General features: G+C 72.7%; 20 protein-coding genes. 10 read left to right on the top strand and 10 right to left on the bottom strand.

The features are described 5' to 3' along the window. Positions 1-20 precede the first annotated feature (20 nt). Positions 21-383, bottom strand: coding sequence for a hypothetical protein (locus AB0C33_RS12425; RefSeq protein ID WP_358286544.1), 363 nt, complete (start codon positions 381-383; stop codon positions 21-23). Positions 384-429: 46 nt separating this feature from the next. Continuing rightward, positions 430-1,575 carry an AMP-binding protein gene (locus tag AB0C33_RS12430; protein ID WP_358286546.1) on the bottom strand — a complete coding sequence of 382 codons (1,146 nt, stop codon included), beginning with the start codon at positions 1,573-1,575 and terminating at the stop codon, positions 430-432. A gap of 49 nt (positions 1,576-1,624) precedes the next feature. Here AB0C33_RS12430 and AB0C33_RS12435 point away from each other — a divergent pair, with 49 nt between their 5' ends. Further along, a complete protein-coding gene (locus AB0C33_RS12435; protein WP_358286548.1) occupies positions 1,625-2,551 on the top strand; it encodes an o-succinylbenzoate synthase in 927 nt (308 codons plus the stop codon). Then, a complete protein-coding gene (gene menD, locus AB0C33_RS12440) occupies positions 2,548-4,209 on the top strand; it encodes a 2-succinyl-5-enolpyruvyl-6-hydroxy-3-cyclohexene-1-carboxylic-acid synthase (RefSeq protein ID WP_358286550.1) in 1,662 nt (553 codons plus the stop codon). The genes AB0C33_RS12435 and menD overlap by 4 nt, the downstream gene beginning before the upstream one ends. Here the strand turns inward: menD and AB0C33_RS12445 are convergent. Together AB0C33_RS12445 and AB0C33_RS12450 are read right to left on the bottom strand one after the other, a co-directional pair. Continuing rightward, positions 4,199-5,092 (bottom strand): 5'-3' exonuclease H3TH domain-containing protein, encoded by an 894-nt coding sequence (locus tag AB0C33_RS12445; RefSeq protein WP_358287557.1) that lies wholly within the window; start codon positions 5,090-5,092, stop codon positions 4,199-4,201. The two genes, menD and AB0C33_RS12445, sit on opposite strands and share 11 nt — an antisense overlap. 10 nt (positions 5,093-5,102) lie before the next feature. Next, the gene (locus AB0C33_RS12450) at positions 5,103-6,347 is read right to left on the bottom strand and encodes a SpoIIE family protein phosphatase (protein ID WP_358286552.1); all 1,245 of its coding nucleotides are present in this window, start codon (positions 6,345-6,347) and stop codon (positions 5,103-5,105) included. 176 nt (positions 6,348-6,523) lie between these two features. On the opposite strand from AB0C33_RS12450, the gene AB0C33_RS12455 reads away from it, so the two are divergent. The 5 genes from AB0C33_RS12455 to AB0C33_RS12475 all read left to right on the top strand — a co-directional run bounded on the left by AB0C33_RS12455 (position 6,524) and on the right by AB0C33_RS12475 (position 10,846). Continuing rightward, positions 6,524-7,639 carry a Xaa-Pro peptidase family protein gene (locus tag AB0C33_RS12455; RefSeq protein WP_358286554.1) on the top strand — a complete coding sequence of 372 codons (1,116 nt, stop codon included), beginning with the start codon at positions 6,524-6,526 and terminating at the stop codon, positions 7,637-7,639. A 4-nt stretch (positions 7,640-7,643) separates the two neighbouring features. Next, positions 7,644-8,408, top strand: coding sequence for a protein phosphatase 2C domain-containing protein (locus AB0C33_RS12460; protein WP_358286556.1), 765 nt, complete (start codon positions 7,644-7,646; stop codon positions 8,406-8,408). Between the two features lie 220 nt (positions 8,409-8,628). Beyond that, complete coding sequence (locus tag AB0C33_RS12465) at positions 8,629-9,495, top strand: terpene synthase family protein (protein ID WP_358286558.1); 867 nt, start codon at positions 8,629-8,631, stop codon at positions 9,493-9,495. 248 nt (positions 9,496-9,743) lie between these two features. Further along, positions 9,744-10,337, top strand: a complete 594-nt coding sequence (locus AB0C33_RS12470; protein ID WP_352326803.1) for an ATP/GTP-binding protein — start codon at positions 9,744-9,746, stop codon at positions 10,335-10,337. 23 nt (positions 10,338-10,360) lie between these two features. Continuing rightward, on the top strand, positions 10,361-10,846 hold the full coding sequence (locus AB0C33_RS12475; protein ID WP_358007428.1) for an Lrp/AsnC family transcriptional regulator: 486 nt from the start codon (positions 10,361-10,363) through the stop codon (positions 10,844-10,846). A 75-nt stretch (positions 10,847-10,921) separates the two neighbouring features. On the opposite strand, the gene AB0C33_RS12480 is transcribed toward AB0C33_RS12475, so the two are convergent. From AB0C33_RS12480 to AB0C33_RS12505, 6 genes are read right to left on the bottom strand one after another with little or no spacing between them, the layout of a single operon-like run. Then, entirely contained in the window at positions 10,922-11,896 is a 975-nt protein-coding gene (locus AB0C33_RS12480) for a BadF/BadG/BcrA/BcrD ATPase family protein (protein WP_358286560.1), read from the bottom strand. Next, a complete protein-coding gene (locus AB0C33_RS12485; RefSeq protein WP_358286562.1) occupies positions 11,896-13,155 on the bottom strand; it encodes a 6-phospho-beta-glucosidase in 1,260 nt (419 codons plus the stop codon). The genes AB0C33_RS12480 and AB0C33_RS12485 overlap by 1 nt, the downstream gene beginning before the upstream one ends. After that, on the bottom strand, positions 13,152-14,042 hold the full coding sequence (locus tag AB0C33_RS12490) for a carbohydrate ABC transporter permease (RefSeq protein ID WP_352350803.1): 891 nt from the start codon (positions 14,040-14,042) through the stop codon (positions 13,152-13,154). Before AB0C33_RS12490 ends, AB0C33_RS12485 begins: the two co-directional genes overlap by 4 nt. Then, entirely contained in the window at positions 14,039-14,980 is a 942-nt protein-coding gene (locus AB0C33_RS12495) for a sugar ABC transporter permease (protein WP_358286564.1), read from the bottom strand. The genes AB0C33_RS12490 and AB0C33_RS12495 overlap by 4 nt, the downstream gene beginning before the upstream one ends. Positions 14,981-14,986: 6 nt before the next feature. Then, positions 14,987-16,318, bottom strand: coding sequence for an ABC transporter substrate-binding protein (locus AB0C33_RS12500; protein ID WP_358286566.1), 1,332 nt, complete (start codon positions 16,316-16,318; stop codon positions 14,987-14,989). Positions 16,319-16,364: 46 nt separating this feature from the next. Beyond that, complete coding sequence (locus AB0C33_RS12505; protein WP_358286568.1) at positions 16,365-17,561, bottom strand: ROK family transcriptional regulator; 1,197 nt, start codon at positions 17,559-17,561, stop codon at positions 16,365-16,367. Between the two features lie 314 nt (positions 17,562-17,875). Between AB0C33_RS12505 and AB0C33_RS12510 the strand changes: the two genes are divergently transcribed. From AB0C33_RS12510 to AB0C33_RS12520, 3 genes are all read left to right on the top strand, one after another. After that, complete coding sequence (locus tag AB0C33_RS12510) at positions 17,876-20,068, top strand: ATP-binding domain-containing protein (RefSeq protein WP_358286570.1); 2,193 nt, start codon at positions 17,876-17,878, stop codon at positions 20,066-20,068. Positions 20,069-20,587: 519 nt separating this feature from the next. Then, positions 20,588-22,318, top strand: a complete 1,731-nt coding sequence (gene lnt / locus AB0C33_RS12515) for an apolipoprotein N-acyltransferase (RefSeq protein ID WP_358286572.1) — start codon at positions 20,588-20,590, stop codon at positions 22,316-22,318. Next, complete coding sequence (locus AB0C33_RS12520; protein WP_358286574.1) at positions 22,315-23,061, top strand: polyprenol monophosphomannose synthase; 747 nt, start codon at positions 22,315-22,317, stop codon at positions 23,059-23,061. Before lnt ends, AB0C33_RS12520 begins: the two co-directional genes overlap by 4 nt. The last annotated feature ends 31 nt before the right edge of the window (positions 23,062-23,092 follow it).

The following is a 23,092-nucleotide window of genomic DNA, read 5'->3' on the forward strand; positions in this document are numbered from 1 at the left end:
CCACCCCCGGAAGGCGGGAGCTACTCCGCCACCTCGAAGCTTCCGGTCCCCTCCGGCATGGGCATCGGCTCGGCCTCTTCCATGCGCTTGTCGGTCCAGTAGTCGATGACCTCGCGTGGATCGGGATTGACCTCCGTGGAGACCACGACGCCCTCGGTGTCGCCGGGCGAGGGCACCGGACGGCCGGTCGGCGACGTCTGCTCGGCGCTCCGGTCGGCCCTCTGGTCGGCCCTCTGGTCGACCCTCTGGTCGACCACGGCCCGGGTCTCCCTGGCGACAGCGTCGAGCTTGCCCGCCGAGGCGGCCGCCGCGACCGACGCGCCGCCGACGACGATCACGCCGACGACCGCCGCGGACGCCCACATCTTGCGGGTCTGGTTCATGAAGGCTCCCTTCCTTCTCTCCCCGTTATGACGCAGCCGCGCCGCGTCAGGTTCCTGTCCGCAGCCGCATGAGATCGGTCTTGCCGTTGGGCAGCAGCGGCAGGCGGGGGAGGAGACGCAGGTCGCGCGGCGCGGCGTGGGCGGGCAGCCGGTCGCGGCAGTAGGCGCGCAGCTCGGCCAGCGTGGGTGGCGCGGCCGGGTCGGCCGGCACCACGAACGCCGTGACCGCCTCGCCCCACTCGGGGTCGGGCAGGCCGGCCACCGCCACGTCGGCGACCTCGGGGTGGGTGCCGAGCACCGCGCTCACCACGGCGGCCACGACCTTCTCGCCGCCGGTGTTGACGACGTCGTCGGCCCGGCCGAGCACGCGCAGCCGGCCGCCGTTCAGCTCGCCGAGGTCGGAGGTGACGAACCAGTCGCCGTCGAAGGCGGTCCGGCCGGCGAAGCGGTAGCCGGAGAAGAGCACGGGCCCGGCGATCCTGATCAGGCCGTCCTCGCCGATTTTGAGATCTACATCGTAAAGGGGGCGGCCGTCGTAGACGCAGCCGCCGCACGTCTCGCTCATCCCGTACGTGGTGAACACCCGGGCGCCGAGCTCCACGGCCCGCTCGACCAGCCCCGCCCTGGGCGCCGCGCCGCCGAGCAGGATCGTGCGGAACACCGACAGGTCGGCGCCCGTCTCGACCAGCCGGTGGAGCTGCGTCGGCACCAGGGAGACGTGGTGGGCGCCGGAGGACAGCACGGCCCGCACGTCGAAGGAGGGGTGGATGATCGGCTCGCTGCCCGACAGCAGCGCGCGGACCAGCACCTGCAGGCCGGAGACGTGGGAGACGGGCAGGCAGCACAACCACCGGTCGCCCTCGGCGGCCCCGATCCTGCTCAGCGAGGCCGACGCCGAGGCGCGCAGTGCCGAGGCCGACAGCTGCACGCCCTTGGGCGCGCCGGTGCTGCCGCTGGTGGCGATGACGACCGCCACGTCGCCGGGGACGCCCTCGCCGCCGGGCCACGGCTCGCCGCCGGCGTGCGTGGGCCGCAGAGCCTGGAGGGCCTGGTGCTCGTGGCCCGGCTGGAGCGGCAGGACGGCCGGGCCGTCGCCGGAGAGGGCGTCGCGGATCGCGGTGAAAAGGCCGGGGCCGGGAGGCTGCACAATGGCATGCAGCGGACGGTCCGGATGCGACGGGTTCCTCCACATGCTCGTAAGGTTAATGGCGACAGGTCGGACACAGGTGCAGGGTAGGGTCGTGACGCGTTCTCCCGTGGTCTTCCGGATTCCGATGCGGACGCGGTTTCGCGGGCAGACCGTCAGGGAGGGCGTGCTGCTGCACGGCCCGGCGGGCTGGGGCGAGTTCTCCCCGTTCCCCGAGTACGGTCCGCGCGAGTGCGCCCGCTGGCTGGCGTGCGCCCGTGAGGCCGCCTTCGACGGCTGGCCCGAGCCGGTGCGCGACCGCGTCCCGGTCAACGCCACCGTCCCGGCGGTCGACGCCGAGCAGGCCCACGAGCTGGTGCGGCGCTCAGGCTGCGGCACGGCGAAGGTCAAGGTGGCCGAGCGCGGCCAGACGTTCGCCGACGACCTGGCGCGGGTGGAGGCGGTGCGTGACGCGCTGGGGCCGTCCGGGCGGCTGAGGGTCGACGTCAACGGCGCCTGGGAGGTCGACGAGGCCGTCACCCGGCTCAAGCGGCTCGACCGGTTCGGTCTTGAGTACGCCGAGCAGCCGTGCGCGACCCTGGAGGAGCTGGCGGCGGTGCGCAGGGCGGTCGACGTGCCGATCGCGGCCGACGAGTCGATCCGGCGCGCCGAGGACCCGCTGAAGGTGAGGGCGGCCGAGGCGGCCGACATCGCGGTGGTCAAGGTGCAGCCGCTGGGCGGGGTGCGCGCCGCGCTGCGGGTGGTGGAGGCGTGCGAGCTGCCCGCCGTGGTCTCCAGCGCCGTGGAGACGTCGGTGGGGCTGGCCGCGGGGGTCGCGCTGGCGGCGGCGCTGCCGTCGCTGCCGTACGCGTGCGGGCTGGGCACGATGTCGTTGCTGGCGGGCGACGTGGTGGACGACTCGCTGGTGCCCGTGGACGGATGGCTCCCGGTGCGCCGCCCCCCGGTGAATTTTCAGCATTTGTCGGAATTTGAGATTGAATCTCCCCAGTGGCTCGGCCGGATGCAGGAGGCGTCGCTTTGAACCCCGCAACCGCGCTGGCCACCGTGCTCGTCGACGAGCTGGTGCGCTGTGGCCTGACCGACGTGGTGCTCGCCCCCGGGTCCCGCTCGGCCCCCCTCGCCCTGGCGCTGCACGCCGAGTCGCGGGTGCGCCTGCACGTGCGCATCGACGAGCGCTCGGCCTCCTTCCTGGCGCTCGGCCTGGCCAAGCGCTCCGAGCGGCCGGTGGCGCTGATCTGCTCCTCCGGCACGGCCGCGGCCAACTTCCATCCGGCGGTGATCGAGGCCGACGAGTCGGGCGTGCCGCTGCTCGTCCTGACCGCCGACCGTCCGCCCGAGCTGCGCGGCACCGGCGCCAACCAGACGATCGACCAGGTCAAGCTGTACGGCACCGCCGTCCGCTGGTTCGCCGAGGTCGGCGTGCCGGAAGACCGTCCCGGCATGGTCGCCTACTGGCGTTCGCTGGCCTGCCGCGCCTACCAGCGGGCCGCCGGGGCGGCCAACCCCGGCCCCGTGCACCTCAACCTGGCCTTCCGGGAGCCGCTGATCCCCGACGGCGACACGAGCTGGTCCGAGCCGCTCGACGGCGGCGCGAACGGCCCCTGGGTGCGGGCCCGCGTCGCGCCTCCGCCCATCGCCCTGCACATCCCGCCCACCAGGCGCGGCGTGCTGGTCGTCGGCGACGGCGCGGCCAACGTCCGGCGTTACGTGGCCGCCGCCGGCATGGCCGGCTGGCCGGTGCTGTCGGAGCCCAACGGCGGCGCCCGCTACGGCGACCACTCCATCTCCAGCTACCACTACCTGCTCGGCACGCCCGAGTTCGCCGACTCCCACCGTCCCGACGTGGTCGTCACGCTGGGCCGGCCCGGGCTGTCGCGGCCGCTGCTGTCCTGGCTGAAGCGGACGGACGAGCACATCGTGGTCGCCCCCGACCTCGACCGCTGGCCCGACCCGACCAGGTCGGCCACCCAGGTCGCGCAGGCCGTGGAGATCCCGGTGGCCTCCGGCGACGACAGCTGGCTGCACGCCTGGCGGCAGGCCGACGCGGCCGTCCGGTCGGCCCTCGACGCGGTCCTGGACGTCTCCGGCACCTCCGAGCCGCGCCTGGCCCGCGACCTGGCCGACGCGCTGCCCAACGGCGCGCTGCTGTTCTGCGGCTCCTCGATGCCGATCAGGGACCTCGACCAGTTCATGCGGCCGCGGCGCGGCATCAGGCTGATGGCCAGCCGGGGCGCCTCGGGCATCGACGGGCTGGTGTCCACGGCCATGGGGGCCGCGCTGGCGCACAACGGGCCCTCGTACGCGCTGCTCGGCGACCTGTCGTTCCTGCACGACCAGAACGGGCTGATCCTCGGCCCCCGGGAGCCCAGGCCGGACCTGTGCGTGGTGGTCGTCAACAACGACGGCGGCGGCATCTTCTCGCTGCTGCCGCAGGCGGCGGTGCGCGACCCGTTCGAGCGGGTGTTCGGCACGCCGCACGGCGTGGACCTGGCCTACGCCGCCGCCGCGAGCGGGACGCCGTACACGCTGCTCGGGGACGTCAGCGAGCTGTCCAAGGCGATGCGCGGCGAGGGGCCGCGGGTGGTGGAGGTGCGCACCGACCGCGAGGAGAACGCCGCCGTGCACGGCCGCCTGCGCGAGGCGGCCCAGGACGCCGTGCGGGAGTTCCTCAGCTCCTGAGCGCCTCCAGCAGGCGGTTGAGCGGGCTGTCGAGGCCGTATCGGTCGGCCAGGGCCACCAGGGCCTCCGGGTCGCGCGGCTTGTCCGGCAGCGTCAGGTCGGCGGCGGGCAGCGGCGCGTCGGAGGCCACCTCCACCACGGCGGGCGCGGCGTCGAGGTAGTCGCGGGCGGCGGCCAGGCGGTTGCGGCTGCCGGCCGGGAAGCCCTCGGTGACGCCGGAGTCGAGCGCCTCCAGCAGCGCGGCGAGCGAGCCGAACCGGGTGATCAGGGCCGCCGCCGTCTTCTCGCCGACGCCGGGCACGCCGGGCAGACCGTCGCTGGGGTCGCCGCGCAGCGTGGCGAAGTCGGCGTAGGCGCGGCCGGGCACGCCGTACTTGGCGGTGACGAACGCCTCGTCGACGAACTGCAGGTTGCGGATGCCGCGCGCGGTGTACAGGACGCGGACCGGGCGGGAGTCTTCGACGAGCTGGAACAGGTCGCGGTCGCCGGTGACGATCTCGACGGCGCCCCGCGCCTGGTGGGTGAGGGTGCCGATCACGTCGTCGGCCTCGTAGCCGGGCGACTCGGGACGGGCGATGCCCACGGCGTCGAGGACCTGGTTGATCACGGCGATCTGCGGCACCAGCGCCTCGGGCACCTCCTCGACGTCGCCGTGGGCCACCCGGTGCGCCTTGTAGGTCGGGATCGCCGCCACCCGGAAGGCGGGCCGCCAGTCGGCGTCCATGGTGGCGGCCAGCGCCGCCGGGGAATGTTGACGGACCAGTGTGGCGATCATGTCGATGAGCCCGCGCACCGCGTTGACCGGGGAGCCGTCGGGCGCCTTGACCGACTCGGGCACGCCGTAGAAGGCGCGGAAGTAGAGGGACGGTGTGTCCAGAAGCATGAGCACCCGTCTATGGTCGCACTCCCGCCGCCCTCCCGTCCGGCTCCGGGACGGCGACGGCCAGCAGGCACGCGTCGTCCTCGGGGTTGGGGCCGCCGATGCCGGCCAGCAGGCGGTCGAGCCCGGCGTCGAGGTCGTGGGCGGACAGGGCCCCGGCGGCGGCGAGGACCAGCTCCAGGCCGACGTCGATGTCGCGGGTGCGCCGCTCGACCAGCCCGTCGGTGAACATCAGCAGCAGGTCGCCGGGGCGCAGCCGGGTGTGGGCCAGCTCGTAGGGCCGCCCTGAGTCCGCGCCGAGCAGCACGCCGCGCGGCCTGCCCAGCAGGGCCGCCCGGCCCCCGCGCACCAGGATCGGGTCGAGGTTGCCCGCCTGCCCCCAGCTGAACAGCAGCGTCTCGGGGTCGAGGTGGCCGATGACGGCCGTGGCGGTGGTGTCCTTCAGCTGGTGGAGGACGAGGTCGTTGAGCCACGACAACAGGCGGTCGGCGGGCCGGCCGGTCATGGTGAGGCCGACGAGGGCGTGGCGCAGGTGGGCCATGTGGGCGATGGCGGGCAGCCCGTGGCCCGACACGTCGCCGATGGCCAGCAGCAGGCGGCCGTCGGGCGTGGTCGCGGCCTCGAACCAGTCGCCGCCCAGGCTCGCGGTCTTCTCGGCCGGCACGTAGCGGACGGCGATCCTGGCACCCGGCAGGTCGAGGCAGCCGGTGGGCGCGGGCAGGATGGCCTCGCGCAGCGCCAGCATCACGTTGCGCTCCTCGGCCGCCTGCTCGCGGGCCTCCAGGAGCTGGCGGCGCGACTCCGACATCATGCGCTCGGCCCGGCGGCGGCCGGTGATGTCCTGGATGACGCCGTGCATGCCGACCGGGCCCCCGGGCGACATCAGCGGTTCGAGCACGACGCGCAGGTCGCGCAGCTCGCCCGTGCCGCGCCTGACGCGGAACTCGGCGTGCACGGGCTCGACGCCCTCCACCACGTGCCACAGCAGCCGGTCGAGCGCGTCGAGGTCGGCCGGCTCGACCATGGCGGCCAGGTCGGGCAGGGACAGCGGCCCCTCCTCACGGTCTCTTCCGAAGATCGCGTAGACCTGGTCGGACCAGATGGCGGCCCCGGTGCGCAGGTTCCATTCGGCCCAGCCCATGTTGCCCAGCCGCTCGGCGTGGGCCAGCCGGACGGCCAGCAGCTCCGCCCCCGCCCCGCGCGCCCGCCCGTGCGGGGCCTCCCTGACCAGCTCTGCCGCGCCTGCGAAGTCGACCATGGCCTCACTCTCAAAGTGCAGTGGAACTGGACAATTGGTCCCACACTACGTGATCAATGTGGAACGGAGTGTAGTCATGGGCTCTCATGTTGTGAGAAGTTTTCGCGGATTTTAGCCCTCGGCGGACAAGCGGCCTGCTGGAGTGGGGGCGCCGGGCGTCCGAGTAGATTTGGCTCGTGACGTCCTCAGACCTGTATCCCGTGTCCCGTCTTGCCGCCGCGCAGGAGGCCACCGCCAAGGCCGGCCTCGACGCCCTGCTGCTCACCCCCGGGCCCGACCTGCGCTATGTCAGTGGCTACGACGCCAAGCCGCTGGAGCGGCTGACCTGCCTCGTGGTGCCCGCCTCGGGGGAGGCGTACATGATGGTGCCCCGCCTTGAGCTGCCGGCCGCGCAGGCCTCGCCCGCCGCCCGGCTCGGACTGGAGTTCGTGGCCTGGGACGAGACCGACGACCCTTACGGCATCGCCGCCTCCCGGCTGGGCCGGGTGGCCAAGGTGGGGCTGGCCGACCGCATGTGGGCCATGTCGTCGCTGCGCTTCCGCGACGTGCTGCCGGAGGCCGAGCAGGTGCTGGCCGGCACGGTGCTGCGCGACCTGCGCATGCGCAAGTCGCCGGCCGAGGTGGCGGCCCTGCGCGAGGCCGGCGAGGCCATCGACGCGGTCCACCGCCAGGTGCCCGAGCTGCTGCGCGCCGGTCGCACCGAGCGCGAGGTGGGCCGCGACATCGCCGAGGCGATCCTGGCCGCCGGCCACGCCACGGTCGACTTCGTCATCGTCGCCTCCGGGCCCAACGGCGCCAGCCCCCACCACGACGTGTCCGACCGGGTGATCCAGGCCGGCGAGCCGGTCGTGGTCGACATCGGCGGCCAGCTCCACAACGGCTACTGCTCCGACTCCACCCGCACCTACAGCGTGGGCGAGCCGCCCGCCGAGTTCGCCGCCTACTACGAGGTGCTGCGCCGCGCCCAGGAAGCCGCCTGCGCCGCGGTGCGGCCGGGCGTGTCGTGCGAGTCGATCGACGCGGCGGCCCGCGAGGTCATCGCCGAGGCCGGCTACGGCGACTACTTCATCCACCGCACCGGCCACGGCATCGGCATCGAGACGCACGAGGAGCCCTACATCGTCTCGGGCAACGACGAGCCGATGGAGGCCGGGTTCGCCTTCTCCGTCGAGCCCGGCATCTACCTGCCCGGCCGCCACGGCGCCCGCATCGAGGACATCGTCGTCTGCACCGAGACCGGCGGCGAGCGGCTGAACAACACGCCGCGCGAGCTGGTGACCGTCCAGCCGTAACGGCATGTTCACCGAGGTCAGGTACGCTACCCGGCCCGGGTCGGCGCGGCCCAACGAGGACCTGGCGGTGGCCGGGCCCTCGTGGGCGGTCGTGCTCGACGGGGCCACGGCGGCGGCCGGGGCCGGCGGCGGGTGCGCCCACGGGGTCGCCTGGCTGGTCGGGCGGCTCGGCGGGGCGCTGGCCGCCGGACTGGCCGCCGGCGGGCGCTCGCCGCTGGCCGACATCCTGGCCGAGGCCATCTCCGTCACCATGGGCGCCCATGCGGGCACGTGCGACCTGGGCGACCCCGACTCGCCGTCCACGACCGTGGCCATGATGCGCCTGGGCGGGGGAGTGGTGGAGTACCTCGTGCTGGGGGACTCCCCGGTGGTGCTCGCGCGGGCCGACGGCGGGGCCGAGGTCATCGGCGACGACCGGGTGGAACGGCTGCCGGGCGGGCGGCCGTACTCGCCGGAGCTGGTGCGGCGCATGCGCAACGCCGAGGGCGGGTTCTGGGTGGCCTCCACCCGGCCCGAGGCCGCCGGTCAGGCGGTCAGCGGGGTCGTGGAGGCGTCCGGGCTGCTGGGGGCCGGGCTGTTCACCGACGGGGTGACCCGGCTGGTGGAGTGGTACGGGTGGAGCTGGGAGTCCGTGCTGGCCGAGCTGGCCGGCGGGGGGCCGGAGGCGGTGATCTCGGCCGTACGGGGGTTGGAGGTCGAACGCGGGGCGGTGCGCGGCAAACCCCACGACGACGCCACCGCCCTCTGGGCCGCCTTCCCTTCCCCCTGACGCCGCGCTCCCACCTGACGCCGCCTTCCGGCTGCGGGTGCCCTTTGCGTGACGCCGCTCTTCCATCTGGCTTGCGCCGCCGCCCCTCCGCCGGTTCGCGGAGGTGGGAATGGCTTGATGGGTGTATGTGATCATGAAAGAATTCTTCGGCAGGTGCATTCGTCCGGCCGGCTGTTGGGGGGCGTCGCCATGAGCTGTGTACCGTGCGGGTGGCCCTAGGGTGCCCGGCGAGGAGCTGGAGGAGGCGTACCGGCTCGGCCGCACCTGCGCCCTGGCCGCCGAGTGCGGCAGGGACCTGCGGCGTTGCGCCCAGCTGTACGACGGCCTGTTCCCCGGCGCCGCCTTCGACACCGAGTTCTACCAGGCCCTGACGCTCGGCACCGCCTTCAGCGCCCCCTGGGCGGGCGCGGGCGGGCTGAAGGCGGTCAACCGCAGCGCCCTGTGGGTGCTGGCCGTCGGCCGTCTGGTCGACCACACCGCCACCACCCGCGAGCAGGTCGACCGGCTGACGCGCGAGTGCATGGAGGTCGCCGGCGGCGCGGTGCCGCGGTCGCCGGTCACCCGCTTCCTGGCCGACCTGCGTGACGAGCTGGCCACCGTCGAGGGGTTCGGGCCGGCGCGGCGGCTCTGGCACGACCAGCTCGCCCGGACGCTGGCCGGGATGGCCAGGGCCTGGGTGTGGCGGGACACCAGCGCCGTGCCCACCCTGGAGCGCTACCTCGACAACGCCGACAGCCGCGGCTCCTGCTTCGTGGACCTGTCCCACTGGATCTACACCGGCGACGGCTGGACCAGGGGCCACCTGGACGAGCTGCGGACGGTCAGCCGCCAGGTGCAGCGATACCTGCACCTGCTCGGCGACGTCGCCTCCTACCGTAGGGACCTGAGCTGGGGCGACCTGAACGTCCTGGGGCTCGGCGTCACCGGCGGCGAGGTCACCGCGGCGATGGCCGGTCTGGCCCGCGAGGCGACCGGCCTGATCGAGGCGTTGCGCGGCTGCAGCCCGCGGACGGCCGCCTACCTGGGCCGACGGATCGGCTTCAACGCCGGCTTCACCGGCATTTCGGACCTGGGCCCCGCAACCTAACGATCTCGTCGAATAAGCTGACAAGCCTCTTGACCGCCCGTCGCCCGCGAGGCGATTTATAGGACTACCGACGATAAATCGTGACATTTGGTTCGTTGTAAAAGTTTATGTCTTGAGTGGAAAATGTGGCGTTGCTAGGGTGGCTCGATGCCAGGCACGTCGTACGGCCTTCACCACGCGCCTTGACAGATTTCACTGACCAGGCGCGAAGGCCGCGACGTGCGCGGGACCTGTACGGGCGGTGCTGGATGGAATTCGGTCGCGTCGACCGTTGGCGGCTGCCGACCGCGATCAAGATCTTGATCGCCGGCGGATTCGGCGCGGGCAAGACCACCATGGTCGGCGCCGTCTCCGAGACCCGCCCGCTGCGCACGGAAGAGGCGCTCACCCACGTCGGCACGCACGTCGACGACCTGTCGGGCGTCGAGCGCAAGCTCACCACCACCGTCGCGATGGACTTCGGCCGCATCACCATCCGCGACGACTACATGCTCTACCTGTTCGGCACCCCGGGTCAGGAACGTTTCTGGTTCGTGTGGGACGAGCTGGCCATGGGCGCGCTGGGAGCCGTGGTGCTGGCCGACACCCGCCGCCTGGCCGACTGCTTCCCGGCCGTCGACTACTTCGAGAAGCGCGAGCAGCCGTTCATCATCGCGCTCAACTGCTTCGAGGGCACCCGCCCGTTCACCGTCGGCGAGGTGCGCTCGGCCATCGGGCTGGAGCCCGACGTGCCCATCGTGCTGTGCGACGCCCGCAGGCGCGACTCCGGCCGCCAGGTGCTCATCACCCTGGTCGAGCACGCGATGAACCGAGGGGTCGCTCCCGTCGGGACCATGTCGTGACCATCACCGGCTACCTTTGACCGATGGAGGAGATCGACCGCCGGATCGTCACGCTGCTCGCCCACGACGGCCGCATGAGTTTCACCGACCTGGCCAGGGAGACCGGGCTCTCCGTCTCCGCGGTCCACCAGCGCGTACGCCGCCTGGAGAAGCGCGGCGTCGTCCGCGGCTACGCCGCCGTCATCGACCACGACGCGATCGGGCTGCCGCTGACCGCGTTCGTGTCGATCAAGCCCATCGACCCCGCCGCGCCCGACGACGCCCCTGTGCGGCTGGCCCACCTGAGCGCCATCGAGGCCTGCCACAGCGTCGCCGGGGACGAGAGCTACATCCTCAAGGTGCGCGTGGCCTCGCCGGTGGCGCTGGAGGACCTGCTGCAGCAGATCCGCGCCTCGGCCAACGTCTCCACCCGCACCACCGTGGTGCTGAGCACGCCCTACGAGCACCGCGCCCCCGTCGTCGCCCCCGACGTCACACCCGCCGAGCCCGACCAGAACGCCTCCGCCTGAAAGCCCACCGGGCGCCGCCCCCCGCAGGACCGGCGCCCGTACCCGGCAAACCGGACACGCACCTCGGCGGCCGGGTCAGCGGGTGACCGGGAGCGCGAAGTGGGAGCGCAGCCGGGCCAGCGCGCTCTCCGGAGCGCCCAGATGCTCCAGCCCCAGCAACGCCGCCCCCGCCACCGGCGGCAGGTCGGCCACCACGAGCTCGGCCCGCGGCGCCCTGGCCGCGAACGCCGCCTCCAGCAGCGGCGTCAGCAGCGGGTCCCGGGCCGTCAGCATGCCGCCGCCGAGCACCACCTCGACCGGCGTCCCCAGCAGGCCGAGCCGCCGCAGGCACACCTCGGCCATCACGGTGACCTCCTCGGCCTGCCGCTGGACCAGCGACCGGGCGACCGCGTCCCCGGCCGCAGCGGCGGCCAGCACGCCGGGGGCCAGCTCGTGCAGCCGCCCTTCGTCCACGCGCCCGAAGTGCAGGTCGAGCACCAGCTCCTCGACGGTGGCCGTGCCGAAGTGGGCCGTGACCAGCTCCGCCAGGGCCGTCGGGGCGCCGCGGCCGTCCTCGGCGCGCACGGCGTGCCACAGCGCCTCCTCGGCCACGCCCTGGCCGCCGCCCCAGTCGCCGCTGATCCGGCCGAGCGAGGGGAAGCGGGCGACCTGCCCGCCGGGTGAGACGCCGACCGCGTTGATGCCCGCGCCGCACACCACCGCGACCCCCCACGGGGCCGACGTGCCGGCCCGCAGCAGCGCGAAGGTGTCGTTGCGCACCACCACGTCGCCGAACCCGCGGGCGGCGAACTCGGCGGCCAGCGCCTCCTCCTCCACCGGGAAGTCGGCCCCGGCCAGGCAGGCCGACACGTGGCAGAACGCCTGGGCCGGCCGGCCGGTGCGGGCCGCCGCCTCGGCCACCACGTCCACGGCCGCCGCCACGCCCGCGCTCTGCGGCTCGAAGGGGCCCGCCCGGCCGGTCGCGACCACCTCGCCGTCGTCCGCGACCACCGCGACGTCGGTCTTGCTGTTGCCGCCGTCGACGGCCAGGAGCAGCCGGGGGCCCGCCACTAGCCCACCGTCCAGGGCAGGTGCTCGCGGTTGGCCGCCAGCAGCAGGCCGGTCAGCTCCTCGGCGACGTCGTCCTGGCCGATCAGCGGGTGCGCCAGCAGGGCGTCGCGCACCCGGTCCGCGCCGCCCCGGCGGGCGGCGTCCAGGGCCAGGGTCTCGTACGCCGACACGTGCGCGATCAGCCCCGCGAACAGCGGCTCGACGGGCGGCACCGGCAGCGGCGCGGCGCCGGCGGCGGTGATGGCCGCGGGCACCTCGATGACGGCGTCGTCGTCCAGGAAGGGCAGGGTGCCCTGGTTGCGCACGTTGACGACCTGGGCGTCGCCCCGGTCGCCGAGCAGCGAGGCGATCAGCGCCACCGCCGACTCGGAGTAGAACGCGCCGCCCCGCCGGTCCAGCAGCTCCGGCTTGGTCACCACCGACGGGTCGCCGTACATCTCCAGCAGCCGCGCCTCCATCTCGGCCACCTCGGCGGCCCGGGACGGCTTGTCGCGCTGCTCGCGCACCACCGCGTCGTGGGCGTAGAAGTAACGCAGGTAGTACGACGGGATGACGCCGAGCCGCCGGATCAGCTCCACCCGCAGCCCGAGGGATTCGGCGATCTCCTCGCCGGCCCGGTCGATGATGTCGGGCAGCACGTCCCGGCCGTCGAGATGGACCGAACGCTCCCAGCTCAGATGGTTCAGCCCGACATGCCCCAGCGAGATGCGGCCGGGGTCGACGCCCAGCCCCGCGGCGAAGCGGCGCTGGAAGCCGATCGCGACGTTGCACAACCCGATGGCCCGGTGGCCGGCGTCGAGCAGCGCCCTGGTGACGATGCCGACCGGGTTGGTGAAGTCGACGATCCAGGCGTCCGGGGCCTGCCGGCGTACGGTCTCGGCCAGCTCCAGCACGACCGGGACCGTGCGCAGCGCCTTGGCCAGGCCGCCCGCGCCGGTCGTCTCCTGGCCCACGCAGCCGCACTCCAGCGGCAGCGTCTCGTCGACGTTCCTGGCCGCCTGCCCGCCCACCCGGAGCTGGAACAGCACGACCTCGGCCCCCGCGACCCCCTCGGCCACCGAGGAGGTGGCCAGCACGCGCGCCGGATGCCCGGCGTGCGCCAGCATGCGCCGCGACATCCCCGATACCAGCTCAAGACGGGACGGATCCGGATCGATGAGGGCGATCTCCGTCACGGGCAGCTCGTCACGCAGCCGCGCGAACCCGTCGACCAGCTCCGGCGTGTACGTCGAGCCGCCCCCGACCACGGCGAGTTTCAACCCTTCACTCCTGTCAAGGTCACGCCCTCGATGAAGACTTTCTGGGCGAGGAAGAACACGATGATCACCGGGGCGGTCACCAGCAGGGTGGCGGCCATGGTGAGGTTCCACTGGACGCTGTGGAACGCCTTGAACGTGGCCAGGCCGAGCGAGAGCGTCCAGCCCTCCTGCTCGACGCCGGCGTACAGCAGCGGGCCGTAGTAGTCGTTCCAGCAGTAGAAGAACTGGAACAGGGCGACGGCGGCGACCGCCGGACGGGCCATCGGCAGGATCACCCGCACCAGCGTCCTGAAGTCCGAGCAGCCGTCCACCTTGGCCGCGTCGATGTACTCGCGCGGGATGGTGATCAGGAACTGGCGGAGCAGGAAGATCGAGAACGCGTCGCCGAACAACATCGGCAGGATCAGCGGCCACAGGCTGTCGGTCAGCCCCAGCCGGGCCCACACCAGGTAGATCGGCACCGCGATGACCTGCGGCGGCAGCATCATGGCGGTGATCACCAGCAGGAACGCCGCCCGGCGTCCCCGGAAGCGGAAGCGGGCCAGCGCGTAGGCCACCGGGATCGAGGAGGCCAGCGTGAAGACCGTGCCGAGGCCCGCGTACAGCAGCGTGTTGATCCCCCAGCGCAGCAGCTTCGACTTCTCGAACACCACCACGAAGTTGTCGAAGTTCCACGTGCGCGGCCACAGGTCGCCGGTCAGCGCCTGCTCGTCGGTCATCAGCGCGGTCAGCGTCAGGAACACCACCGGCGCCAGGAACATCAGGGCCAGCACGATCGCCGTCGCGTGCGTGGCGATCCACATCAGCGTGCGCCGCCGCCGCGCCCTGACCCCCTGCCGCCGCGCGGGGGCCGCGGGCGGGGCTGGGGCGGTCATGGTCGCGCTCATATCGCCTCCTCGGCCCGGCGGAACTGCCGCAGCAGGATCAACGTGAAGATCATCGACGTGGCGAACAGCAGCAGCGCCAGCACGCACGCGTAGCCCATCGTCCAGTCGCGGAAGCCCGACTGGAAGAGCCACTGAGGCAGTGTCAGCAGCGACTCGTCCGGATAGCCGGGGGTGAAGGTGGAGCCGGGGGAGTCGGTCGAGCCCGAGGCCACCCGGGAGGCGATCATCGCCTGGGTGAAGTACTGCAGGGCGTAGATGACGTTGGTGACCAGGGCGAACATCAGCACCGGCGCGATCGTCGGCAGCGTCACGCTGCGGAACTGCCGCCAGGCCCCGGCGCCGTCGATGGCGGCGGCCTCGTACAGGTGCCGGGGGACGTCCAGCAGCGCCGCCATGAAGATCACGGCGAGCTGGCCGCAGCTCCACAGCGACAGCAGCGTCAGGCTCGGCTTGGACCAGGCCGGGTCGCCGAACCAGTCAGGCCCGTGGATGCCGAACAGGGCCAGGAACTTGTTCCACGGCCCGGTGGCCGGGTTCATCAGGAAGACGAAGGTGATCGTCCCGGCCGCCAGCGGGACCAGCGACGGCAGGTAGAAGATCGTCCGCAGCACGCCGACGCCGGCCTTGAGCCGGACCACGAGCTGCGCCAGGGCCAGGGAGAACAGCACCGTGGCCGGCACCATGATCGCCACCAGCCACAGCGTGTTCTTGGCCGACATCGCGACCCGCGGGTCGTGCAGCAGGTAGGCGTAGTTGTCCAGCCCGATGAACTCCGGCGTGCTGGTCATGTCGTAGCGGTAGAAGGAGAAGTACACCGTGGACAGCAGCGGATAGACGAAGAAGATCGACACTCCGGCGATCCACGGCGACAACCACAGCAGGGCGCGCAGGCCCTCGCCGCGCCGCCTCGGCGGCGCGGCGTGGGGGGAGGAGGCCATCGCCGATCAGCCCCCGGACAGTTTCAGCTTGTCGTCGATCTGCTTGTCCACGCCCTTGAGCCCGGCGTCGAGGTCGGTGACCGCGCCCTTCTCCCACTTGACGACGAAGGTCGCCAGCGCCTCCTGGTTGAACACGCTGTTGACGCTCGGCGGCAGCGTCGAGGTCTTGGGATGGGAGAAGACGTCGAGGAAGGTGGCGAAGTTCTCGTCCTTGGCCAGGTCGGGCGATTCCATCGCGGCCTTGGTCGTGGGCACGTTGCGCAGGGCGTTGGAGAGCGTCACCAGCGAGCTGGTGTCGGTGGTCAGGTACTTGACCAGCTCCCAGGCCTGCTGCGGGTTCTTGGCGCCCTTGGGGACGCCGATGACGGTGCCGGCGGTGAAGCCGCTGCCGTACAGGTCGGGCTTGTCGTCGGCGACCGGCAGGGGAGCGGTGGCGTAGTCGAGCTTCTTGGCGTCATTGGCGATCATGGCGTTGCGCCATTCGCCGTCCAGGACCATCGCGATCTTGCCCTTGTAGAACGGGTGGTCGGCGCTCCACTCGTCGCCCAGGCTCTTGCGGAACTTCTCCAGCTTGTCGTAGCCGTACCAGTCGATGAGGTCCTTCTGCCAGCGCAGCAGGGCCTTCCACGCCGGGTCGGTGCCGATGGCCGAGGTGCCGTCGGCGTTGTACCAGGTGGCGCCGACCATGGGGGCCAGGTGGCTGGGGCTGTTCTCGTAGTACTGCGTGCTGGGGACGAACCCGGCCACCTTGATGTCGCCGTTCGCGTCCCGGACGGTCAGCTTCTTGGCCAGCTCGGCCAGCTCGGTCAGCGTCTTGGGCGGCTGGTTGCCCTTCATCAGGGCCTTGTTGTAGTAGAGGCCGTACGCGTCGGCCAGCAGCGGCAGCGTGCACTGCCGGCCGCCGAAGCCGGTGTAGGAACGTGCCACCTCGGGCAGCACCGACAGGTCGATGCCGTCCTGCTTGATGACCGGGGTGAGGTCCTGGAACGATCCCGACCTGCACCATTGGGCGACGTTGTCCGTCGTGAACGAGGCCGCCACGTCCGGCGCGTTGCCGCCCCGGATGGCCTGCGTGATCTGGTCGTCCTGGACGCCCTTGGTGGCCTTGACGGTGATCTGCGGGAACTTGGCGTGGAACCCGGCGATGGCCTCCTCGAACGCCTTGACCTCGGCGTCGGTGGAGAATCCGTGCCAGAGCTGGATGGTGGCCGCCGGGAGGGCCGCGGAGGCCGAGCCCGAGGGTCTGGGCTGGGAGCCGAGCGAGGGCCCGGCCTCCCTGCCGGCGGTGCAGGCGGCGAGCGCGAGGATCGCGACGGCCGCCAGGGGGACGAAGCGCACGGGGGGTGCCTCCTGCCGCTGGGGGATCATGAAAGGGAAAAATGGCTCACGAAGGGACGGTCGAGCTGAAGACCTCGTCGCGTACGGTGTCCAGGGCCAGGTCGAGCGCGCCGGCCAGCACCGGGTTGCCCTCCACGTGCGACAGCCGCACGACGGGGCGGGGGATGGTGAGCGCGTGCAGCTCGTGCTCGACCAGCTCGCGCAGCGGCTCGCCGCCCGACAGCACGACGCCGCCGGTCAGCACGATCAGGCCGGGGTCGATGACGGAGGTGATGGCCGCCAGGCCCACCGCCAGGCGGGCGGCGATGTCGCGCAGCCCCGCCCTGGCGTCGTCGGCCTTCTGCCCCGAGCCCTCCGACACGCGTACCGCCTTGGCGATGGCCTGGCGGAAGTCGGTGCCGTGCACGCCGTAGGAGCGCAGCAGCCGCAGCACGGCCGGGCCGCCGGTGAGCGCCTGGTAGCCGTGGTTGGCGTAGCGGCCGGCCTCGCGGGCCGTCGGCGCGCCCGGGGTCGGCATGTACCCGACCTCGCCCGCGCCGCCGGTCGCGCCCCTGTGCATGCGCCCGCCGAGCACGATGGCCGAGCCGATGCCCTCGTCGGCCCATAGCAGCACGAAGTCGGAGTGCCCGCGCGCCGCGCCGTGCGCCTGCTCGGCCAGGGCGACGAGGTTGACGTTGTTCTCCACGTCCACGGCCGTGCCGAGACCCGCGCTGAGGGTGGGCACGAGGTCGTCGATCTGCCAGCCGGGCACGTCCTTGGCGGCGGCGTAGCCGAGCCGGCCGGTGGCCGGGTCGATCGCCGCCTGCACGCCGATCACGACCCGGCGCAGCTTGTCCGGCGGGTTCGCGCCGGCCAGCGCCGCGCCCAGCCGGTCGACCAGCTCACCGCCCGGCCGCCGGGGCGTGGGCAGCGTGTACGAGCCCACGACCGTGCCGGTGATGTCGGCGACGCGGGCCTCGATGCGGTCGGGGGTGACGTCGAGGGCGCCCACGTAGGCCGCCGCCGGGTTGATCCGGTAGACCTCGGCGGTACGGCCCGGCAGGCCCTCCCTGATGCCGTCCAGGACCACCAGCCCGGCGTCCTGAAGGCGCGACAGCAGCTGGGAGGCGGTGGGCTTGGACAGGCCCGTCAGGGCGCCCAGCTCCGGGCGGGTCAGCGACCCGCGCTCAAGGAGCGCCCGCAGGGCCGCGCGGTCGTTGATCGCGCGCAGCAGGCTGGGCGTTCCCGGAACCGGACCGCTCATCAGGAGGACTCCTTCGACGAAGTTAGGAAACTTTCCTAACTCGTGAACATAGGGAGTTCTCCCATACTGGTCAAGAGGGCGAAACCAAGCCGTGACCCGGAAGGGGGAAGGGAAGATGGGAGTGCCTCGACAGGCGTGCTAATGTCATCGTTTGTCGCAACAACAAGCAGAATGGCCCGGAGTGTCCCATTAACCACAATAATGGTCAGGCGGCAACTCGTCAAACGGAGCTCGCCAAGGAGCAGTCCTACGTCACCGGTCTGTACGACCGCCTCGACGAGCTGCGCGAGCGCACCCAGCGCCGGCTCAAGGAGGTGCTGGCCACGGGCGCCGTCGGCACGATGCAGAACAGATCCGAGCGCGACTCCTTCGCCGACATGTACGCCGGGCGGCTGGCCCGGCTCTGGGCGGTGGAGCGCGGCCTGGTTTTCGGCCGGCTCGACCACGTCGAGGAGGGCCGGCTCTACATCGGCAAGCTCGGCCTCACCGACGACGAGCAACGACGCCTGCTCATCGACTGGCGCGCGCCCGTCGCGCAGCCGTTCTACCGCGCCACCCCCGCCGCGCCCATGGGCGTGACCAGGCGCCGCCACCTGCAGACCAGGGAACGCAGCGTCGTCGGCGTCGACGACGACCTGCTCGACCTCGACGCGCTCACCGACGACGACCGCGCCACCCTCAACGGCGAGGCCGCGCTGCTGGCCGCCCTCGACGAGCGCCGCACCGGCCGCATGCGCGACATCGTCGCCACCATCCAGGCCGAGCAGGACCGCGTCATCCGCAGCGACCTCAACGGCGTCCTGGTCGTGCAGGGCGGCCCCGGCACGGGCAAGACCGTCGTGGCCCTGCACCGGGCCGCCTACCTGCTCTACACCCACCGGGAGCGCCTGGAGCGCCGCGGCGTGCTCATCCTCGGCCCCAACCTCACCTTCCTGCGCTACATCGAGCAGGTCCTGCCCTCGCTCGGCGAGACCGACGTGCTGCTGTCCACCGTGGGCGAGCTGTACCCGGGCGTGACCGCCACCCGGCGCGACCGTCCGGAGGTGGCTGCGGTCAAGGGCGACGCGCGGATGGCCCAGGTGATCGAGCGCGCGGTGCGCGAGCGGCAGAAGGTGCCGCGCAAGCCCATCGAGCTGACGATGGGCCGGCTGACGCTCACCGTCGACCGCGCCATGCTCGACGCGGCCAAGAACAAGGCCGTGCGCTCGCGCCGCCCGCACAACCAGGCGCGCGCGGTGTTCGTCAGGTCGCTGCTGAACGCGCTGGCCCGGCAGCAGGCCCGCAAGATCGGCAAGGGGCTCATCGACGACGACGAGCTGGCCGACCTGCGCGAGGAGCTGCGGACCGAGCCGGTGGTCAAGGCGGCGCTCAACCGGCTGTGGCCGTACCTGACGCCCCAGCGGCTGCTGCTCGGCCTGTACGGGTCGCCCGAGCGGCTCGACGCGGCGGGGGGCGTCCTCAGCCCCGCGGAGAGGGCGTTGCTGCGCCGCGACTCGGCCGAGTGGACCGACGCCGACGTGCCGCTGCTGGACGAGGCCGCCGAACTGCTGGGCGACATCGACGAGCACGTGCTGCGCGCCTCGGCGATGCAGGCCGAGGAGGAGCTGGCCGCGGCCCGCCAGGCCGAGGAGCACCAGCGCGAGGCCGAGCTGGCCTACGCGCGCGAGGTGCTGGAGCTGACCGGCCTGTCCGACGTCATGGAGGCCGAGCGGCTGGCCGAGCGCCAGCGCGGCGACGGCCCCTACCTCACCACCGCCGAACGCGCCGCCGCCGACCGCACCTGGGCCTACGGGCACGTGATCGTGGACGAGGCGCAGGAGCTGTCGCCGATGGCCTGGCGGGCGGTCATGCGGCGCTGCCCGACGCGGTCGATGACGATCGTCGGCGACATCGCCCAGACCGGCTCGGCGGCGGGGGCGCGCTCGTGGGCGCAGGTGCTGGACCCGTACGTGGCCGGGCGCTGGCGTCAGGAGCGGCTGACGGTCAACTACCGCACGCCCGTGGAGCTCATGGAGGTGGCCGCGCGGGTGCTGGCCACCATCGACCCGGCCCTGGAGGCGCCGACGTCCGTGCGCGAGCTCGGCGCGCGGCCCTGGTCGGCGCCGCTGCCCGCGCTGCCCGAGCTGGCCAGGTCCGAGGTCGGGGAGGGCGGCAAGGTCGCCGTGGTGGTGCCCGACGCGCTGCTGGACACGCTCGGCGCGCGGCTGGTCGCGGCGGTGGAGGGCGCCGCGGTGGTCACGCCCGGCGCCGGACGGGCCGCCGGGGCCGCCGCCCTCGACGCGCCCCTGGCGGTGATGGGCGTGGCCGACGCCAAGGGCCTGGAGTTCGACTCGGTGATCGTGGCCGAGCCGGACCTCATCGCCGCCCAGTCGCCACGCGGGCCGAGCGACCTGTATGTTGCTCTGACGCGTGCCACGCAACGGCTGGGCGTCGTCCACGAAGGGCCGTTGTCGCAGGCGCTGTCGGGCCTGCCGGGCAGGTCCCCGACGTCGGCAAATGGGCTTTGACCCGCTTTACGACGGCAGGCCGAACATGTCCCACCTGCGGAAACTTGATGTTCCCGCTGATCGGGACACGGTTGACATCTGAGGTGGAGTCGGTAGTTTGCTGCGCAGTCCAGCACGGGACTTGGCCGGTTGGCCGTCTCTGACATCGCCGGATCCTGCGTCCGTGACGGAGCGTGACTTCGTCCACACAGCCAGGTGCAGGGCCGTCGGTCCGTCGAGTCGGGGCACCCCAACCGGTTGGGGGGTTGGACCCGGGACGGGTCCGGGAGCCCAGTAGACAACGGAATTCCGCGCTCGCCGCCGACGAGACGGGTCCGGTCCGAAGGGTTTCCGGGCCCTCTTCCCGCTCTCGTGCGCAGGATCGCGGATCGCGCCGGGTGATCCCGTCCCAACGGGATCACCCAGCCGGCCGCCTGTGAGCGGCCGGTTTCGATCTCCGCGTGCGTCGCTGGCTTGAGCGCGGCCCCGGGGCGGTAGCGTTTTCGCAAGCAGGCGTGCGATTTTGCGAGGAGACCCGGCGTGGTTCAGGACAAGACGAGCGTTCCGCCCGTCCCCGGGCGCGAACCGGCTCCCGAGGCGGACGCCCCCGACACCGCCGACACCCCTGCCGACACCGACTCCGCCTCTTCTTCGGGTGAGGGCGACGGCGTTCGCGTCAAGGGCGAGGGCCGGTGGGTGCTCGCCGCGCGGGTCGCGGCCATGGTCGCCGGCGGGCTGCTGCTCTACACCGCCTTCCCGCCGCTCGACTGGTGGCTGTGCGCGCCGGTCGGCATCGGGCTGATCGTCGCCGGCCTCTACCGCGCCCGTCCCCGGCGCGCCGCGTGGCTGGGTTATCTGGGCGCCGCCGTGTTCCTGTTCCCGGCCCTTGCCTGGGTGCGCACGATCGGCGACGACGTCTGGGTCATGCTGGTGGCCACCGAAAGCGTGTTCTACGCCGTCATGGCCGCCCTGGCGGCCCTGGTGTTCCGGCTGCGGCTGTGGCCGCTGTGGTTCGGCGCGCTGTGGGTGACGATGGAGTGGGCCCGCGGCCTGGTGCCCGTCGGCGGCTTCCCGTGGGCGCGAGTGGCCTTCAGCCAGGGCGAGTCGCTGTTCACCTCCTACGCCGCGCTGGGCGGTGCGCCGCTGGTGTCCTTCGCCGTCACGCTGTGCGGCGCCCTGCTGGCCCACGCCGTCCTGGTGCGGCCCGCCGCCACCGCGGGCAAGGCCGCGGACACAGCTGCGGACAAGGCCGCAGACAAGGCCGCGGGCAAGGCCGTGAACAAAGCGGTGCGCAGGGCCGTCCCGGTGGCCGCGGCGCTGGCCGTGCCGCTGCTCACGCTGGCCATCCCGAGGCCGGGCGACGAGGGCCGCTCGATCAACGTCGGCATCGTGCAGGGCAACGTCCCGGGGCGCGGCATGCACCCGCTCGGCGACGAGCCGGCCGTCGTCCTGCGCAACCACGCCGAGGAGACCAAACGGCTGGCCGACGCCGTGCGCGCCGGGGCCCTGCCCAAGCCCGACATCGTCGTCCTGCCCGAGAACTCCACCGACATCGACCCCTACACCAGCGCCTTCGCCCGCCAGGTCATCGACGAGTCGGTCAAGTACGTCGGCGTCCCCACCCTGGTCGGCGCAGTCGTGGCCATCGGCGACGAGCACCGCGCCACGCGCAGCCTGGTGTGGGACCCGGTGAGCGGTCCCGGCGCCTACTACGACAAGCAGCACCTGGTGCCGTTCGGGGAGTACACGCCGTTCAAGGAGATCGTGCTGGCCCTGTGGGAGCGGGCCAACCTGGTCGGCCGCCAGTCGGTCGCGGGCACCGAGCCGGGCGACCTGAAGCTCGGCCCGGTCACCATCGGCGCGGTCAACTGCTACGAGGTGGCCTACGACGACACCGTGCGCGGCACCGTGCGCGCCGGCGGCACCCCGCTGGTGGTGCAGACCAACAACGCCAGCTACGCGCTGTCCAACCTGCCCCCGCAGCAGCTCGCGATGTCCAAGCTGCGGGCCGTCGAGCACAACAGGGCCGTCGTCACGGCCGCCACGACCGGGATCTCCGCATATGTCACGCCTGACGGTAAGGTCTCCTGGCAGACCCGTGAACTTGTCCCTGACATGAACGTGGTCAAGGTGCCCGTACGCACCCAGGAAACGATCGCCACAAAGGTGGGCGAGCTTCCTGAATGGGCATTGATGTTGATGGGAGCGGTGGCTGTGGGAGTCGCCGCACGGCGCGGCAGGCGAGGCGACCGAATGGAAAACGGCTCATGATGGAGACTGTCGGCCGGGTGCTCGTCGTCGTCCCGACCTACAACGAGCGCGACAACCTGCCCGCGATCGTCGAGCGGGTGCGCGCCGCCGTGCCGGACGCCCACGTGCTGGTGGCCGACGACAACAGCCCCGACGGCACCGGCGAGGTCGCCGACGCCCTGGCCGAGGCCGACGAGCACGTCCACGTGCTGCACCGGCCGGGCAAGCAGGGGCTCGGCGCGGCCTACATCGCCGGGTTCCGCTGGGGCCTGGGCGAGGGCTACGACGTGCTGGTCGAGATGGACGCCGACGGCTCCCACCAGCCCGAGGAGCTGCCCAAGCTGCTGCAGGCGCTGGCCGACGGCGCCGACCTGGCGATCGGCTCCCGCTACGTGCCCGGCGGCAAGGTGGTCAACTGGCCCCACCGGCGCGAGCTGCTGTCCAAGGGCGCCAACATCTACACCCGGGTGATGCTCGGCCTGCCGGTGCGCGACGCCACCGCCGGTTTCCGCGCCTACCGGGCCGCCACGCTGGAGAAGGTGGGCCTGGCCGGGGTCGAGTCGCAGGGCTACTGCTTCCAGGTCGACCTCACGCTCCGCACGTCCAGGCACGGGCTGCGGGTGGTGGAGGTGCCGATCACGTTCGTCGAGCGCACGGTCGGCAAGAGCAAGATGAACGGCAAGGTCATGTCCGAGGCGCTGTGGCGCATCGGCATGTGGGGCGTCACCGGCCTGCCCCGCCGCCTGCGCCGCACCCGCGGCTGACCGGCGGCTGACGGGCGCCCGAGGATCCGCG

Source organism: Nonomuraea sp. NPDC048881 (genome assembly GCF_040649795.1).
Taxonomy (GTDB): domain Bacteria; phylum Actinomycetota; class Actinomycetes; order Streptosporangiales; family Streptosporangiaceae; genus Nonomuraea.